General features: G+C 36.2%; 14 protein-coding genes. 12 read left to right on the forward strand and 2 right to left on the reverse strand.

Annotation, left to right across the window (positions count from 1 at the left end; translation table 11 throughout):
* The first annotated feature begins 78 nt into the window (after positions 1-78).
* The 12 genes from CD112_RS05580 (at position 79) to whiA (ending at position 14,149) form a co-directional block, all read left to right on the forward strand.
* Entirely contained in the window at positions 79-720 is a 642-nt protein-coding gene (locus CD112_RS05580; protein ID WP_002481547.1) for a YfbR-like 5'-deoxynucleotidase, read from the forward strand.
* Between the two features lie 6 nt (positions 721-726).
* On the forward strand, positions 727-969 hold the full coding sequence (locus CD112_RS05585; RefSeq protein ID WP_002481548.1) for a CsbA family protein: 243 nt from the start codon (positions 727-729) through the stop codon (positions 967-969).
* A 329-nt stretch (positions 970-1,298) separates the two neighbouring features.
* On the forward strand, positions 1,299-3,281 hold the full coding sequence (uvrB, locus tag CD112_RS05590; protein WP_002481549.1) for an excinuclease ABC subunit UvrB: 1,983 nt from the start codon (positions 1,299-1,301) through the stop codon (positions 3,279-3,281).
* A 10-nt stretch (positions 3,282-3,291) separates the two neighbouring features.
* Positions 3,292-6,141 carry an excinuclease ABC subunit UvrA gene (gene uvrA / locus CD112_RS05595; RefSeq protein WP_002481550.1) on the forward strand — a complete coding sequence of 950 codons (2,850 nt, stop codon included), beginning with the start codon at positions 3,292-3,294 and terminating at the stop codon, positions 6,139-6,141.
* Between the two features lie 188 nt (positions 6,142-6,329).
* Positions 6,330-7,262, forward strand: a complete 933-nt coding sequence (gene hprK / locus CD112_RS05600; RefSeq protein ID WP_002481551.1) for an HPr(Ser) kinase/phosphatase — start codon at positions 6,330-6,332, stop codon at positions 7,260-7,262.
* A gap of 5 nt (positions 7,263-7,267) precedes the next feature.
* Positions 7,268-8,095: a prolipoprotein diacylglyceryl transferase gene (lgt, locus tag CD112_RS05605; protein WP_023015369.1), complete on the forward strand. Its 828-nt coding sequence runs from the start codon at positions 7,268-7,270 to the stop codon at positions 8,093-8,095.
* Positions 8,096-8,106: 11 nt separating this feature from the next.
* Positions 8,107-8,589 carry an acyltransferase gene (locus CD112_RS05610; RefSeq protein ID WP_057510215.1) on the forward strand — a complete coding sequence of 161 codons (483 nt, stop codon included), beginning with the start codon at positions 8,107-8,109 and terminating at the stop codon, positions 8,587-8,589.
* Between the two features lie 20 nt (positions 8,590-8,609).
* A complete protein-coding gene (locus tag CD112_RS05615; protein WP_002481554.1) occupies positions 8,610-10,049 on the forward strand; it encodes a tetratricopeptide repeat protein in 1,440 nt (479 codons plus the stop codon).
* 106 nt (positions 10,050-10,155) lie between these two features.
* On the forward strand, positions 10,156-11,112 hold the full coding sequence (gene trxB, locus CD112_RS05620) for a thioredoxin-disulfide reductase (protein ID WP_023015366.1): 957 nt from the start codon (positions 10,156-10,158) through the stop codon (positions 11,110-11,112).
* A 165-nt stretch (positions 11,113-11,277) separates the two neighbouring features.
* Positions 11,278-12,201 (forward strand): RNase adapter RapZ, encoded by a 924-nt coding sequence (rapZ, locus tag CD112_RS05625; protein ID WP_002481556.1) that lies wholly within the window; start codon positions 11,278-11,280, stop codon positions 12,199-12,201.
* Positions 12,188-13,186: a gluconeogenesis morphogenetic factor MgfK gene (gene mgfK, locus CD112_RS05630; RefSeq protein ID WP_002481557.1), complete on the forward strand. Its 999-nt coding sequence runs from the start codon at positions 12,188-12,190 to the stop codon at positions 13,184-13,186. Before rapZ ends, mgfK begins: the two co-directional genes overlap by 14 nt.
* An 18-nt stretch (positions 13,187-13,204) precedes the next feature.
* Positions 13,205-14,149: a DNA-binding protein WhiA gene (whiA, locus tag CD112_RS05635; protein WP_103363980.1), complete on the forward strand. Its 945-nt coding sequence runs from the start codon at positions 13,205-13,207 to the stop codon at positions 14,147-14,149.
* Positions 14,150-14,203: 54 nt separating this feature from the next.
* Here whiA and CD112_RS05640 read toward each other — a convergent pair whose 3' ends face one another.
* On the reverse strand, positions 14,204-15,388 hold the full coding sequence (locus CD112_RS05640) for an MFS transporter (protein ID WP_103363981.1): 1,185 nt from the start codon (positions 15,386-15,388) through the stop codon (positions 14,204-14,206).
* Positions 15,389-15,643: 255 nt separating this feature from the next.
* Positions 15,644-16,957 carry a branched-chain amino acid transport system II carrier protein gene (gene brnQ / locus CD112_RS05645; RefSeq protein WP_002481560.1) on the reverse strand — a complete coding sequence of 438 codons (1,314 nt, stop codon included), beginning with the start codon at positions 16,955-16,957 and terminating at the stop codon, positions 15,644-15,646.
* Between the last annotated feature and the right edge of the window lie 841 nt (positions 16,958-17,798).

Here is a 17,798-nt window from a genome sequence, read left to right on the forward strand (position 1 = left end):
AATCGTGATAAAGTGCTTGATATATATTCGTGTATGCGGGTATAATATTTGATTAAATAGATAAGGGGTGAGCTCAACGTGGGTGTACATCAATATTTTAAAAGATTATCTGATTTAGAAAAGCTGATACGCTTGCCTGGTAAATTCAAGTATTTTGAGCATAATGTAGCAGCACATTCATTTAAAGTAACGAAAATAGCGCAATACTTAGCCACAGTAGAAGAACATCATGGCAATGAAATTGATTGGAAAAGCTTATATGAAAAAGCTTTGAATCATGACTTTGCGGAAGTATTTACAGGGGATATTAAAACGCCTGTGAAATATGCCAGCCGTGATTTGAAGAAATTGTTCTCGCAAGTGGAAGAAGAGATGGTAGATAATTTTATTAGAGAAGAATTTCCGGAAGAATATCAAGATGTTTACAGAGAACGTCTGCAAGAAGGCAAAGATGATTCTTTAGAAGGTCAAATTTTGGCAGTAGCTGATAAAATCGACTTGTTATATGAAACATTTGGTGAAATTCAAAAGCGTAATCCAGACTCACTTTTCTTTGAAATTTATGAAATGTCTTTAGAAACTATTATGCAGTTTGATCACTTAGTGTCCGTTCAAGATTTTATCGAGAACGTCATCCCTGAAATGTTAACGGAAAACTTCATTCCACGTTCAGAGTTACGAGAATTAACAATGTCGATTTTAAATAAAAGAGACGGGTGACCGCTTATGCATCTCATTTGGTATCTTTGTGCCTCATTTTTCCCATGTATACTTGTTGTACTATTTAGTGTAGTAACGAAAAATAAATGGGTCGGCGCAATTGTGACATTAATGCTGATCGGCGGTTCTATATATAAAGGATTCTTTCATAGTGAATGGATTATTTTTATAGATGTTGTATCTCTGCTGGCTGGTTTTGTGATTGTAGATCAATTGCGTCTTCATAAACAGCATGAAGATGATCGTTGAATAGAAATGAAACAGGTGCTTGTCTAAAAAAGACAAGTGCTTTTTGTTTGGGGAAAAAGAGTAGTTTTACGAACAGATGTTTGTATCTTTTTGACAGAATCTGTTACAATATATAGTGATGTAAAAAGTTTGAAATAGAGTAATTGAGAGTATAGAAAGACTAAATAGAACGATGAAATGAGATTTTGGGAAGTTGCGAATTAACCAGCTTAATTGCAATCTCAACATGAAGTATATGGTTGGGACAGACGACAAGTGTCTCAACCTATTTATATTTTAAAACTCATATTTTTCTATAGAAGTGTCAATAAAGGAGGATACCGAATTTTATGGAACATCATCCATTTAAAATTGTTTCTGAGTTTACCCCGCAAGGTGACCAACCAGCCGCTATCGAAAAAATTTCAAAGGGTATTAAAGAAGGTAAACGTCACCAAACGTTACTCGGAGCAACAGGTACAGGTAAGACCTTTACGATGAGTAATGTCATTCAACAAGCGGGCAAACCGACATTAGTATTAGCCCATAACAAGACCTTAGCTGGTCAATTATATAATGAGTTCAAAGAATTTTTCCCAGAAAATAGAGTAGAGTACTTTGTCAGCTTCTATGATTATTATCAACCAGAAGCTTATGTGCCATCTACTGACACATTTATCGAAAAAGATGCGACAATCAATGATGAAATTGACCAATTACGTCACTCAGCAACAAGTTCACTCTTTGAGCGTGACGATGTCATTGTTGTTGCCAGTGTCAGCAGTATCTTCGGTTTAGGGGATCCTTCTGAATATAGCAGTTTAGTAGTTAACGTCCGTCAAGGAATGGAAATGGATCGCAGTCAATTTCTACGTGCATTAGTAGATATTCAATATTCAAGAAACGACATCGACTTTAAACGCGGGACATTCAGAGTTCGCGGTGATGTAGTAGAAGTCTTCCCGGCGTCTCGAGATGAAATGTGTATCCGTGTAGAATTCTTCGGTGATGAAATTGATCGTATCAGCGAAGTAAACTATTTAACAGGTGAAGTATTACGTGAAAGAGAACACTTCTCTATCTTCCCGGCATCCCACTTCGTAACTAGAGATGAAAAATTGGAATTAGCGATTCAACGTATCGAAAAAGAATTAGCAGATCGCTTAAAGTATTTAAGAGAGAATAATAAATTATTAGAAGCGCAACGCTTAGAACAACGTACGAACTATGACCTTGAAATGATGAGAGAGATGGGCTTTTGTTCAGGAATTGAGAACTATTCAGTCCACTTGAGTTTAAGAGATTATGGTTCAACACCGTATACGTTATTAGATTATTTCGGTGATGACTGGTTAATTATGATTGATGAATCTCACGTTACATTACCACAAGTCAGAGGGATGTATAACGGAGATAAAGCACGTAAACAAGTTTTAGTTGACCATGGTTTCAGACTTCCGAGTGCTTTGGATAACCGTCCATTAACATTCGAAGAGTTTGAGAAGAAAGCACATCAATTAGTTTATGTGACTGCGACACCTGGGCCTTATGAACTAGAACATTCAGATGAAGTTGTTGAGCAAATTATTCGACCAACGGGCTTATTAGACCCTAAAATAGATGTCCGTCCGACGAAGAATCAAATTGATGATTTATTAAGTGAAATTCAAGATAGAATTGATAAAAATGAACGTGTACTCATTACAACGTTAACGAAAAAGATGAGTGAAGATTTAACGACTTATATGAAAGAAGCGGGAATTAAAGTCAATTACCTGCATTCAGAAATAAAAACATTAGAACGAATTGAAATCATTCGTGACTTACGTATGGGTACGTATGATGCGGTTGTCGGTATTAACTTACTAAGAGAAGGTATTGATATCCCAGAAGTTTCTTTAGTTGTAATTTTAGATGCGGATAAAGAAGGTTTCTTACGTTCTAACCGTTCATTAATTCAAACCATCGGCCGTGCTGCGCGTAATGAGCATGGTGAAGTAATCATGTATGCGGATAAGATTACAGATTCTATGCAGTATGCGATTGATGAAACAGAACGTCGTCGTAAAATTCAACAAGCATACAACGAAGAACATGGTATTACACCGAAAACAATTCGTAAGAAAATCCATGACGTTATTAGTGCGACAGTGGAAACAGATGAAGAAAATGAAAAAGAACAAAAAGTCGTACCTAAGAAATTAACGAAAAAAGAACGTGAAAAAACAATTGAAAATATAGAAAAAGAAATGAAACAAGCAGCGAAAGACTTAGACTTTGAGCGAGCAACAGAGCTAAGAGACATGTTGTTTGAACTGAAAGCAGAAGGGTGAGGTGACATGTGTGAGTAAGAAAGATCCATCTATTGTGGTCAAAGGTGCACGTGAAAATAATTTAAAAAGTGTCAATGTGGAATTGCCTAAAAATAAATTGATTGTGATGACTGGACTATCAGGTTCAGGTAAGTCATCTTTGGCTTTCGACACGATTTATGCAGAAGGACAACGCCGTTATGTAGAATCATTAAGTGCTTACGCACGTCAATTCTTAGGACAAATGGATAAGCCGGATGTTGATACGATTGAAGGGTTATCTCCGGCAATTTCGATTGACCAAAAAACGACAAGTAAAAACCCGAGATCTACGGTTGCGACGGTAACAGAAATTTATGATTATATTCGTTTATTATATGCACGTGTCGGAAAAGCATTTTGTCCACATCATGGTATTGAAATTGAATCACAAACAGTACAACAAATGGCTGACCGTATTTTAGAGTTAGAAGAACGTACTAAAATTCAGTTAATGGCACCGATTGTGAATCACCGTAAAGGTTCACATGAAAAACTGCTTCAAGATATCAGTAAAAAAGGTTATGTACGTGTCAGAGTAGATGGTGACATTCATGATATCAATGATGTGCCAGAACTAGATAAAAATAAAAATCATACGATTGAAGTTGTTGTTGACCGTCTTGTGGTGAAAGAAGGTATTGAATCACGTCTGGCTGACTCTATTGAAACAGCGCTAGAACTGGCAGAAGGGAACTTAACAGTCGATGTGATTGGCGGAGAACCTTTAAAATTCTCTGAAAATCATGCTTGTCCGATTTGCGGATTCAGCATTGGTGAATTAGAACCGCGTATGTTCAGTTTCAACAGCCCATTCGGTGCATGTCCAACTTGTGATGGTTTAGGACAAAAATTAAAAGTAGACGTAGATTTGGTTATTCCAGATCCGAATGTATCGTTACGTGAAGGTGCGATTGTACCTTGGGAACCAAAAAGTTCTGACTTCTATCCGACATTATTAAAACGTGTCGCAGAAGTGTATAAAATTGATATGGACAGACCGTTTAAAAAATTAACTGACCGTCAAAAAGACATCATTTTATACGGTTCAAAAGGTAAAGAGATTACTTTTACTTTCGAACAACGTAATGGTGCATCACGCACAAGAACGATGGAGTTTGAAGGCGTTGTGCCGAACATTGAACGTCGTTATCATGAATCTCCATCAGAATATGTTCGTGAAATGATGCAGAAATATATGACGGAATTACCTTGTGAAACATGTCATGGTAAACGTTTAAGCCAAGAAGCATTATCTGTGTATGTTTCAGGTTTGAATATCGGAGAAGTTGTAGAGTATTCCATTAAAGAAGCATTGCATTTCTTCGAAAATATCGATTTATCTGAACAAGACCGTAAGATTGCAGATTTAATCTTGAAAGAAATTATCTCAAGATTGTATTTCTTAAATAACGTCGGTTTAGATTATTTAACGTTAAATCGTTCATCAGGTACATTATCTGGTGGTGAAGCGCAACGTATTCGTTTAGCCACACAAATCGGTTCACGTTTAACGGGTGTATTATATGTGTTAGATGAGCCTTCTATTGGTTTGCATCAAAGAGATAATGATCGTTTAATCAACACATTGAAAGAAATGCGTGATTTAGGTAATACGCTGATTGTGGTTGAACATGATGATGATACGATGAGAGAAGCGGATTATCTTGTAGACGTAGGCCCTGGTGCAGGCGATTACGGTGGTGAAATTGTCGCAGCAGGTACACCTAAACAAGTCATGCGTAATTCTAAATCATTAACAGGTCAGTATCTGAGCGGTAAGAAACGTATTGAAGTCCCAGAACATCGCAGACCTGTGACAGACCGTAAACTAAAAGTACGCGGTGCCAGCAGTAACAACTTGAAAGACGTAGATGTAGACTTCCCGCTTTCTACAATGACTGTTGTTACAGGTGTTTCTGGGTCAGGTAAAAGTTCATTAGTGAACGAAGTACTGTATAAAACATTGGCACAAAAATTAAACCGTTCGAAAATCAGACCAGGTAAAGTGGATAAAATTGAAGGTATTGATCAACTTGATAAAGTGATTGATATTGACCAATCCCCAATTGGACGTACACCACGTTCAAACCCAGCAACTTACACAGGCGTTTTTGATGATATCCGTGATGTTTTCGCATCAACAAACGAAGCGAAAATCAGAGGGTATCAAAAAGGACGTTTCAGCTTTAACGTTAAAGGTGGACGTTGTGAAGCATGTAAAGGTGACGGGATTATCAAAATTGAAATGCATTTCTTACCAGATGTGTATGTACCTTGTGAAGTATGTGGCGGTAAACGCTATAACCGTGAAACGTTAGAAGTGACTTATAAAGGTAAAAATATCTCTGAAGTATTAGAAATGACCGCTGAAGATGCGACACATTTCTTTGAAAATATCCCTAAAATCAAACGTAAGCTACAAACATTAGTCGATGTTGGTTTAGGTTACGTGAAGCTCGGCCAACCTGCGACGACATTGTCAGGCGGGGAAGCTCAGCGTGTGAAACTCGCATCAGAACTGCATAAACGTTCAACAGGCCGTTCTATCTATATCTTAGATGAACCAACAACAGGTCTGCATGTGGATGACATTCGTCGTTTATTAAAAGTATTGAATCGTATTGTAGATAACGGAGATACTGTTGTGATAATTGAGCATAACTTGGATGTCATAAAAACAGCAGATTACTTGATTGATTTAGGTCCTGAAGGCGGCGATGGCGGAGGAACAATCGTTGCGACAGGTACACCTGAAGAAATCGCCGCATCTCCAGATTCTTATACAGGCAAATATTTGAAAACAGTATTAGAACGTGATGCAGCACAAACAAGTCAATAACCAGATTAAGACATTTCACTTAAAGCAGTGGAATGTCTTTTTTTATGACTTCAAAGAAAAAAGTTTGATTTTTGAACACATATAAGAAATGATAAGATGAATAGAGATAAAACCAATAACGTTTCTGCATTCTTTTTTGATATGATAGAGATGAGCATATAACAAAGAATGTTGATTGAGGTGAAAATATGTTAAGTGCTAGAGCTATAGTAAACAGATTCAAGTTAAATTTAGTAGCCGGAGAAGAAGGATTGGATCGTCCGATTCATAATACAGATATTTCACGCCCAGGTTTGGAAATGGCGGGGTACTTTTCGCATTATGCGTCTGACCGTATTCAATTATTAGGGACAACTGAATTATCATTTTATAATTTATTACCAGATAAAGAACGACAAGGCAGATTACGTAAGTTATGCCGTCCTGATACACCGGCAATTATCGTTACACGTGATATTGAGCCGCCAGAAGAATTAGTCAATGCGGCACAAGAGCTCAGTGTACCATTACTCACATCTAAAGATGCGACAACAAGTTTAATGAGCCGATTAACTACATATCTTGAACATGAACTTGCGAAAACAACATCTTTACATGGTGTATTAGTAGACGTATATGGTGTAGGTGTTTTAATTACTGGTGATTCTGGTATCGGTAAAAGTGAAACAGCGTTAGAGTTAGTAAAACGTGGACACCGTCTTGTTGCGGATGATAATGTGGAGATTCGTGAAATCACGAAAGATGAATTGATTGGTAAACCGCCGAAATTAATCGAACATTTATTAGAAATCAGAGGACTTGGGATTATTAACGTAATGACGTTATTTGGTGCAGGTTCGATTTTGACAGAGAAGAAAATCGGTTTGAATATCAATTTGGAAAACTGGGATAAAGATAAGCTATACGACCGTGTAGGTTTGAATGAAGAAACCTTACGTATTTTAGATACTGAAATCACAAAGAAAACAATTCCGGTAAGACCGGGCAGAAATGTGGCAGTTATTATTGAAGTTGCGGCGATGAATTATCGCTTGAACATTATGGGCATCAATACAGCTGAAGAATTTAACGAACGTTTAAATGCCGAAATACTTAGAAAAAATGAACACAAAGAGGAGTAAGCTAGATGTTGTTTAACTTAGGTTATATTGATCCGGTGGCCTTCAGCTTAGGCCCGATTGATGTGCGATGGTATGGGATTATTATTGCCTTCGGGATCTTATTAGGTTATTTTATTGCGCAGGCGACCGCAAAGAAAGTAGGCTATCATCAAGATGCATTGATTGATATTATCTTTTGGAGTGCTATTTTCGGCTTTGTGGCAGCACGGATTTATTTCGTGATTTTCCAATGGCCATACTACGCCGCAAATCCTTCAGAGATACCGATGATATGGCATGGCGGTATCGCCATTCATGGTGGTTTGATTGGTGGATTTATCACAGGCATTATTGTGTGTAAAATGAACAATCATAACCCTTGGCAAATTGGAGATATTGTCGCACCAAGTATTATCTTAGCGCAAGGTATTGGACGTTGGGGGAACTTTATGAACCATGAAGCACATGGGGGACCTGTGTCTCAAAGTTTCCTAGAGAACCTTCATATTCCAAGATTTATTATTGATAATATGTATATTGATGGCCAGTACTATCAACCGACTTTCTTATATGAATCAGTTTGGGATGTGCTTGGCTTTGCGTTATTACTATTTTTACGTAAGCACTTAAGAATTGGTGAAACATTCTTCTTATACTTGATTTGGTATTCAATCGGCAGATTCTTTGTCGAAGGTATGCGTACAGATAGTTTAATGTTGACAAGCAATATCAGAGTGGCACAGGTGATGTCTGTTATCTTGATTATTATCAGTGTCGTTATGATTATCTATCGTCGAATGAAGAAACAACCACCTAAATTTAAAGATGCCAGAAACTTGGCATGGCCGAAATAAGAGGAGATTAAATGAGACGTTATAAAAAAGTAGCGGGCAGTCAATCGCAGATTAATCCGCTTTGGAGAATGTATCATTTTATCACAGTGAAAAAAGCGTTTAGACAAACGATTATGATTGAAATTGCACGGTATATTCCATCGTTGAAATTAAAACGATGGATTTACCGTGCTTGTTTAGGTATGCAGGTTGGAAAGCACACAGCTTTTGCCTATAAAGTGATGCCGGATATCTTATATCCGCATCTAATTCAAGTTGGAGATAATTGTGTGATAGGGTATAATACAACAATATTGACCCATGAATTTTTAGTTTCAGAGTTGAGAGTGGGAAAAGTTGAAATCGGTCATCATACATTAATCGGTGCCAATGTGACAATTTTACCTGGGGTTAAAATTGGTAGTCATGTCAAAATCGGTGCAGGTACGGTAGTTAATAAAGATGTACCAGATGGCGCTTTAGCTTTCGGCAATCCCATGCAGATCAGATTATAAGTGAGAGGAGGGGCAATACAATGACATCAGAACCATCTAAAAAGGTGATTCCAATGACGCAAGATGCATCACTTTTTAAACGACTGGCAGCGTCAAAACTAAAACATAGAGATTATCAAAAAGCCGCAGAGTACTATCATAAAGTCCTTGAATTGTCGCCTTCTGACTTTGAAGCGCTTCAAGATTATACAACCGCACTGACTGAAGTGGGCCAAGCTAAGCAAGTTGTTGGACGTTATTATGATTTCATTGCGAAAGGTGAACATGTAGAATCATCCTATTATCAACTCAGTCAAATATATACGAATTTACAAGATCCGAATAAAGCATTTTGTTTCGGGATGAATTATGTGCTGCTGTCAGAGGATGAAGACTATAGAAAAGAACTAGAAGAAACCTTTGAAGTTGTCTATAAGGATGTAGATGTACTTGAAAAAGAGAGCCAAGTATTCGCAGTTCAGATTATTTTTCAATATCTTTTCTCTCAAGGCAAGCTAGAAGAAGCGAAAAAGTTTATTCAACGCCAAGAAATGACAGTACGTACGCATGAAAGTGTACGCAATTTATTAGCAATGATACATCTGTATTTAGGAAACTATGATATCGCACGTAATATGTTGAAACAGCTTTTAAAAGAAAATCAGACGGATGTTTATGCATTATGTCATTATACGTTATTACTTTATAACACAAATGACAAAGCTTATCCGAACTATCTGCAATCATTGTCTAAAGTTGTACCAATGAATGATGAAGAAAGTTTCAAACTTGGTATTGTCCTCAGCTATCTACAAAAGTTCAGTGCTTCGCAAAAATTATTGTATCCTTTGTTTAAAAAAGGTAAATTCATTTCCATGCAAATGTTTCATGCGTTAAGCGTCAACTTTTATCACCTGGGAAATAAAGAGCAAAGTAAGGTGTTTTGGGAAAAGCTTGAAGCAATGACAGATACACCTCCAGGACCGCCACCTTGGTTGATTTCTGAGAAAAATCTCTATTTCCATTCGCATATTGCGCCGCTATTGATAAGTGAAGACAGCCATGAACGTATTTATGGGATTTTCTTATTAGAACAGATGAATGGCAGAGAACTATTAATTACAGAAGAAATTTGGAATGTATTAGAAACGATGAATGAATACGAAAAACTATATCTGACATATTTGATAAAAGGATTGAAATTAGTCAAATTAGATTTCATTCATCGAGGCATGTTAACCTTGTATGAGAAAGAGGCTTTAAGAGAATATCAATCTTTATTTGTACATTGGATTGATCGAGCTGAAGGAATCATTGCACAAGAATATGATTTGGAAAAAGTAGAAGGGTATGTGGCAGCGTGTGTATATCTCTTCTTTAAAACACGACCCGATGCTTATACGAAAAAAGCTATTACAGAATGGTTCGGTATATCTATGTACCGTTTGAATAAATCAATTGAAATTCTACTAGAAGTTTAAAAGTTGTGTATGTAAAATAGTAAAATTCACAATTTGAGCATAAAAGTATATTTCAAGAAAGCTCTATCTTATAATGAGTGTGATTAAATACTAGGAGGCAAGAAGAATGACTAAACAACAACCTGATTATGATGTTGTAATTATCGGCGCAGGCCCAGCAGGTATGACTGCAGCCGTATATGCTTCTCGCGCGGACTTAAAAACTGTAATGATCGAACGTGGTGTGCCAGGCGGACAAATGGCAAACACTGAAGATGTTGAAAACTTCCCAGGATTCGAATCAATTTCTGGTCCTGACTTATCAACAAAAATGTTTGATCATGCGCAAAAATTCGGCGCTGTTTATCAGTACGGCGATATTAAAGCGATTGAAGATAAAGGCGATATTAAAGAAGTCTTTTATGGAGATAAATCTGTTACTGCATATGCGGTGATTATCGCAACAGGTGCAGAATACAAAAAAATCGGTGTGCCAGGTGAAGAAGAACTTGGCGGCCGCGGTGTAAGTTACTGTGCAGTATGTGACGGTGCATTCTTCAAAGGCAAAAACTTATACGTTATCGGCGGTGGAGACTCTGCAGTAGAAGAAGGTAACTTCTTAACTAAATTTGCGGACAGTGTTACTGTCGTTCACCGTAGAGATAAATTACGTGCACAAAAAATCTTACAAGATCGTGCATTCAAAAACGAAAAAATGCACTTTATCTGGAATCACACATTAGCATCTATTAATGAAAAAGACGGTAAAGTCGGCTCAGTTACTTTACAATCTACAGTAGATGGTAAAGAAGAAACATTAGACGCTGATGGTGTATTCGTTTATATCGGTATGAAACCTTTAACTGCACCGATTGTTGATTTAGGTATCACAAACGAAGCAGGTTACATCGTAACAAACGAAGAAATGGAAACAAAAGTTCCTGGTATCTTCGCAGCAGGCGATGTGCGTGAAAAAGGTTTACGACAAATCGTTACAGCTACTGGAGACGGTAGTATCGCAGCTCAAAATGCGCAAGGCTATATCGAAGAATTGAAAGATAAACTAGAAGCAGAAGAAGCATAATAAAAAACGAAGAAGGTTTGAGTAGTGCATGAAGCGGTTTAAACCATGCATCTATTCAAACCTTTTTACATATTCCATAGTAATCATGTTCAAGTTAGAATGTAATATGATACTATGATAAAGATAAGGATATTATGAGCGAATTAATTACAGGATGGTGTCGTTATGCAACATGAAGAAAATGAAGTCGTAAATAAGAGTGAATTATTAGTGGTTACTGGTATGTCGGGGGCTGGGAAGTCTGTAGTTTTACAGAGTTTAGAAGATTTAGGGTACTTTTGTGTAGACAATTTACCACCGATTTTACTGCCGAAATTTGTGGAGTTGATGGAGCAAGGCACACCATCTTTACAAAAAGTAGCAATTGCGATTGATTTACGCGGTCGCGAATTTTTCAAATCCTTAGTAAAAGAAGTAGATTTTTTACGCAGCAAGAATCGCATTATAGTAGACGTGATGTTTGTCGAGGCAAGTGAAGCAAAATTAATTTCAAGATATAAAGAAACACGCCGTGCACACCCATTAAGTGATAACGGTCAAAATTCATTGATTAATTCTATTAGAGAAGAACGTCAATCATTATCTGAAATCCGTAGTTTTGCGAACTTTGTCATAGATACAACAGACTTAAATCCAAAAGAATTACGTGCAAAAATAAACAAATTGTTTAATAGAGATGATATCGAAACATTTAGTATTAGTGTAACGAGCTTTGGCTTCAAACATGGCATCCAACAAGATGCAGATTTAGTCTTTGATGTGAGATTCTTACCGAATCCATTTTATGTAAAAGAGTTACGTCCTTTAACCGGTAATGATGACGCTGTATATCAATATGTCATGAAATGGCAAGAAACAGCCATCTTTTATGATAAGTTATTAGACTTATTGAAATTTATGATTCCGGGCTATAAAAAAGAAGGCAAGACACAATTAGTGATTGCGATCGGATGTACAGGTGGACAGCATCGTTCTGTTGCCTTAGCGAAACGATTAGCCGAAGACTTGAATGATAGTTACGACTATAATGTTTACGTTCATCATAGAGATGCACATATCGAAAGTGGCGAGAGAAATGAAAAAGCTTAAAATCGTATTAATCGGGGGCGGTACAGGTTTATCTGTATTGGCTCGTGGTTTAAAAGATTATCCTATCGATATTACCGCAATTGTGACGGTAGCAGACGATGGGGGAAGTACAGGTAAAATCAGAAGTGAAATGGACATTCCCGCTCCTGGGGACATCCGTAACGTTATTGCGGCCTTAAGTGATACAGAACCGACTTTAAAGGAGCTGTTTCAGTACCGCTTCAAAGAGAATCAAGTGGAAGGTCATTCAGTAGGAAACCTATTGATTGCGGCACTGACAAATATTATGGATGACTTTGGTCATGCGGTTAAAGAATTAAGTAAAATTTTAAATATCAAAGGACGCGTGATTCCTTCAACGAATTCTAGTATTCGTTTAAATGCGGAGATGGAAGATGGAGAAATCGTGTATGGTGAGTCTAATATACCGAAGCGTCAAAAAACAATTAAGCGTGTCTTTATAGAGCCTGCAGATGTGCAGCCGATGGAAGAAGCGGTAGAGGCATTAGAAGATGCGGACTTAATCGTATTAGGCCCTGGTTCATTGTATACGAGCGTAATTTCCAATTTATGTGTGCCAGGTATCGGTGAAGCGATTGTGGATAGTGCGGCACCTAAAGTTTATGTTTCAAACGTGATGACGCAACATGGCGAAACAGATCATTTTGATGTGATGGATCATATTCAAGCAATGCATAATCACATGAAAACAAATTTTATTGATTATGTGATTTGTTGTGAGAATCATCAGTACAGTAAAGACATTTTAGAAAATTACCATAAAGAACAGGCAGAACCTGTGACTTATCATAAAGAATCGATTGAAGCGGCAGGTATTGAACCGATTACTGCACAAGATTTAGTCCATGTTTCTTCGAAAAATCGTGTGCGCCATAATACAACACGCTTAGCACGCATGATTTATGAATTGGCACTTGATTTAACAAGCACAATCCAATTTAATCCGAAAAATAGAAAATTTTAAAGAAGGGAATGGCGCGGCATGAGCTTTGCATCAGACATGAAAAATGAATTGACAAGAATCGATGTCGATGATAAAAATGCGCGAGCGGAACTTAGCGCATTAATACGGATGAATGGTGCACTCAGTTTGTCGAATCAGCAATTTGTCATCAATGTACAAACTGAAAATGCGACAACAGCCAGACGTATATACTCTCTGATTAAGAAAGTATTCAATATTGAAGTTGAAATTCTTGTTCGAAAGAAAATGAAGCTGAAGAAGAACAACATTTATATCTGCAGAACGAAAATGAAGTCTCGTGAAATCTTACATGAACTTGGTATCTTAAAAGACGGTGTGTTTACACACGCTATTGATTTATATTTGATTCGTGACGATGAAATGAGACGAAGTTATTTACGCGGTGCATTCTTAGCTGGCGGTTCTGTGAATAATCCAGAAACATCTTCTTATCATTTAGAGATATTTTCTTTATACGAAAGTCATTCAGAAGGCTTAACTGCTTTAATGAATGAATATGAATTGAATGCGAAACATTTAGAACGTAAAAAAGGAAATATCGTTTATTTGAAAGAAGCGGAGAAAATCTCTGATTTCTTGAGTTTAATCGGAGGTTATCAAGCGATGTTGAAATTTGAAGATGTGCGTATTGTCAGAGATATGCGTAATTCAGTAAATCGCTTAGTAAACTGTGAAACAGCTAATTTAAACAAAACAGTTAGTGCAGCGATGAAACAAGTTGAAAGTATTCAGTTGATTGATCAAGAAATCGGCATTGAAAACTTACCAGACCGTTTAAGAGAAATTGCGAAATTGCGTGTGGAAAATCAAGATGTCTCTCTAAAAGAATTAGGAGAAATGGTTTCTACAGGCACAATTTCGAAATCAGGTGTTAATCATCGTTTACGTAAGTTGAATGAGTTAGCAGATAAGATTAGAAGCGGTGAACATATTGAAATGTGATAAAGAAAAGCAGTCACTCATTTGAAAATTGAAATGAGTGACTGCTTTTTATCGTTATTGATCTACGACTGATTTTTTCGGAATTCCTAAAGCTATAATAAAGCCGATGAAATTCACGATTGATAATACAATGAACATCATTTTAAATGACTGCATATTGTTTAACAACTGCATAGACAATACAGGTGCAATCGCTGTACCGATAAATAACATAAAGGTATTGATAGATAAGAAGAAGCCTTTATCTTTAGTAGTCAGTAGACCGATTTGTGATATCACAGAAGGAATCACAAAAGAGATACCTGCGATAAAGATAACACTGAATAATGTGATGATAATGAGATTGTGCGTCACGCCCATCAGTATCAATGAGATACCTGCAGTGATTAATGAGATTAGAATAATACGTTTTACACCGATGAAATCACTTAAGCGACCTGCAGATAACGCTAATAACATACCAATTAAACCAAATAGCTTCACTGATGATATTGTCGTTAAATCAGCGTTGATTGGGTCAGATGTCAAATATTCATTTAGCAGAGCATACATAGAAACAAATGACGTTAAGATAGTTAATGAAACAAAGAAACATAATACAATGCCTTTATTATCCAAAATATGTCTCATGTTTTTAAAGAACACTGAGAATTTTGTATCAGGCATATGATAAGGACTTTTCGGAATAGCTCGGTAAATCCAAACAATCAGCAATAAGTAAACAACAGTCAATACGAAGTAAACGATACGCCAACTCATATGTGCGGCGATAATATCACTTAAGTTTTGACCGATAACACCAGATAACATGAAGCTGGTACTAATAAAACTGATTGCGGTAACACGTTTATGAATAGGGAACACTTCTGTCACATATGTTAATGACACAGGTGAGAAGCTTGCGGTAGCTATTCCTTGTAAAACACGTACAATCAGTAATAGCGCAAAGTTATGAATAAAGCCGATCGCAAAAGTTGTAAGTGTGAGCATAGCCAAGCCGATTAATATGACCTTCTTCTTACCAAACTTGTCGGCAATGATTCCATAAAACATACAGCTGACTGAATAAGAAACTGAGAATACCACACCGATTAATGTTGTGGCACCTTCGCTTAAATGTAATTCTTTCCCCATAATCGGCATTAAAGGAATGGCAGAGTAAAGACTGCACATAACCGCAATACCTGAAATAAAGAATACAGTCGTAATTAAATTATAATTGAGCGACGGTTGTTTCAAATATATCCTCCCTTTCTATGATGAATTGTTTAATAAAGATTATATTGATGAACCTTAATATAAGTGTATCGCATATATGTTGTGGAAGTGTGAAGATTGAAACAATGCTTGTTTCAAATTAAAAATGCATGATTCATTTTAACACAAACAAATTATAATGAAATAGATAGAAATATTATTGAAATATTGTGACAATAAGCTTTGGTCAAATAAAAATGCCTTTCTCGTAAAATGAGAAAGGCATTTCAATCAATATTAAGATGTTGCGGGTTGTTGTGTATGTTTCTTATTGCGCATAAAGTCTATCGCAATACCAATTGCAGTTAAGATAATAAATGGTAGTAACCAAGCCAATCCTAAATCAGATAATGGCAAGAATTGATAGACTGCATTTAGTGGTTTGATCAGTTTAAATGTGTTGAAGATTTCAAGTACTGAAATAATTAATGTTGAAATCGTCGGTAAAATATAAGCGATTTTTAATTTTGTCGGAATCGCAATTGCGACAAATGAAATCAGTACCAACACAATAGAAATCGGATAAATAAATGTCAGTAATGGCACTGCGATTTGTAAAATCATGTTGAGCCCTAAGATTGAAATTAAGAATCCGACTACTGAGAATGACAGTACATAAGTCTTGTATGAAATTTGTGGGAACTTCTTCAATCCGAATGCAGAACTTGCGTTCACCAAGCCGATACAAGTTGTTAAACAAGCTAAAATTACAATCATACCGAATAAAATATTACCGAATGATCCGAATAATCGTACTGAATTATATGTTAGAATGCTTGCGCCATTATCAAAGCCTGGTTTGCTTGTCGTGATACCTAAGTATGCTAATGAGAAGTAAATCACTGTTAATAATAACGCTGAAATCAGACCTGATAAGATAACGTTTCTCACTATCTTTTTGCTGTCTGAAATACCCGCGAGTTTAAAGCTTTGTACGATAACGACTGAGAAGGCTAAAGCTGCTACTAAGTCCATTGTGTAGTAACCTTCTAAGATTCCTGAAATGAAAGGTGTTTCCGCATATTTATCATGTGGTTGTCCGACTTTTCCTTCAGGATTAATAATCGCTGCGATACATAAAGCACCAATAATCAATAATAAGGCAGGTGTTAAGATTTTCCCTAAGTTATCGACAATTTTTGTTGGGTATAAAGCGATTAACCCTACAACAATAAAGAATACAAGGGAGAAACCTACCAATGTCCATGTGTTGTGAATAGGCAGAATCGATTTTGCGCCGATTTCATAAGCCACGTTCGCAGCACGTGGAATCCCGTATAGTGCCCCGATAGATAAATAAATACAAACTGCAAAAATAAACCCGAATTTAGGATGGACGCGGTCCCCGATAAACTCCACGCCACCATCATAATAGGCAATGACAATAACTGTGATGTAAGGTAATAAAATACCTGTAATCGCAAAACCTGTCATACCTGTCCACATATTGCTTTGCGCGGTATATCCGAGCATAGGTGGAAAAATCAAGTTGCCTGCTCCGAAGAATAACGAGAAGAGCATTAAACCTGATATTAGAATTACTTTTTTCATAATAACCTCCTGGTGTTGAAAACTTCTCTCTATTTACAAAAATTTCTGACAATTTATGTAGATGAATTTCTTTCAAACAAATAAACTTTAACACATTTCTAAATATTAAAAAAGCATATATTCAGATATTTTAGATGAAATGAAAGAAATTAATTGGAAATATCGTGTTAAAGGGAAAAGAGTAACTAAAAAATTGTAGAATTGATAATTTATTGCATGATTAATAAATTGGAATTGGAGTGTAAAATATATATTGAAGAAGTGAGCCTAGTTTATTATTAGTGTAATGGATTACTACTCTGCTTTTAAGAGAGTTCATTTCTTTTGAGGTTCATATTAGGAAGTTGAATTTAATTTCAAAAATGATGTAGTTCTTGCAATATAAATGTGCTTGTACAAGCAACCAATGGTATTGTTGAAAAGTTAATGTTGAATTTAAAAAACTAATCATAAGAACAGGCTTTTGTATTTCATGGATTTGATTAAACTTTATTATGAAAGAAGTGAGTTATATGGCTACTAAAAGTTTTACAACTGAATATAAATTTACAGCTCAGTCAGCACCCAATTTACTAAAAGCTATTGAACAACTTAAGTAATACTATGTGTTAATTGTTTCAAATTATATACATAAAAATAATTATTTGAATATTTTAACTTACGCCGCTATTAGCGGTGTTTTTTATTAATAGCTATTTTGATTTTTTAACAACTGCCCGATGACTTAAATAGCAAAATAAAAGAAACGCTGATACATCAACGTTTCAAAGGTTTCAAGTTAATTAATATTAACTACATAACCCCCTCGGAGGGAGAAAACAGGTTGTTTCTCATTTTCTTT

The organism is Staphylococcus simulans (genome assembly GCF_002902285.1).
In the GTDB taxonomy this organism is placed as follows: Bacteria; Bacillota; Bacilli; order Staphylococcales; family Staphylococcaceae; genus Staphylococcus; species Staphylococcus simulans.

What these genes read in the sequence shown, in the direction of transcription:
- whiA (WP_103363980.1), top strand. Translation starts at nt 13,205, where the DNA reads ATGAGCTTTGCATCAGACATGAAAAATGAATTGACAAGAATCGATGTC.
- lgt (WP_023015369.1), top strand. Translation starts at nt 7,268, where the DNA reads ATGTTGTTTAACTTAGGTTATATTGATCCGGTGGCCTTCAGCTTAGGC.
- uvrB (WP_002481549.1), top strand. Translation starts at nt 1,299, where the DNA reads ATGGAACATCATCCATTTAAAATTGTTTCTGAGTTTACCCCGCAAGGT.
- brnQ (WP_002481560.1), bottom strand. Translation starts at nt 16,957, where the DNA reads ATGAAAAAAGTAATTCTAATATCAGGTTTAATGCTCTTCTCGTTATTC.
- trxB (WP_023015366.1), top strand. Translation starts at nt 10,156, where the DNA reads ATGACTAAACAACAACCTGATTATGATGTTGTAATTATCGGCGCAGGC.
- rapZ (WP_002481556.1), top strand. Translation starts at nt 11,278, where the DNA reads ATGCAACATGAAGAAAATGAAGTCGTAAATAAGAGTGAATTATTAGTG.
- CD112_RS05615 (WP_002481554.1), top strand. Translation starts at nt 8,610, where the DNA reads ATGACATCAGAACCATCTAAAAAGGTGATTCCAATGACGCAAGATGCA.
- mgfK (WP_002481557.1), top strand. Translation starts at nt 12,188, where the DNA reads ATGAAAAAGCTTAAAATCGTATTAATCGGGGGCGGTACAGGTTTATCT.
- CD112_RS05585 (WP_002481548.1), top strand. Translation starts at nt 727, where the DNA reads ATGCATCTCATTTGGTATCTTTGTGCCTCATTTTTCCCATGTATACTT.
- CD112_RS05610 (WP_057510215.1), top strand. Translation starts at nt 8,107, where the DNA reads ATGAGACGTTATAAAAAAGTAGCGGGCAGTCAATCGCAGATTAATCCG.
- hprK (WP_002481551.1), top strand. Translation starts at nt 6,330, where the DNA reads ATGTTAAGTGCTAGAGCTATAGTAAACAGATTCAAGTTAAATTTAGTA.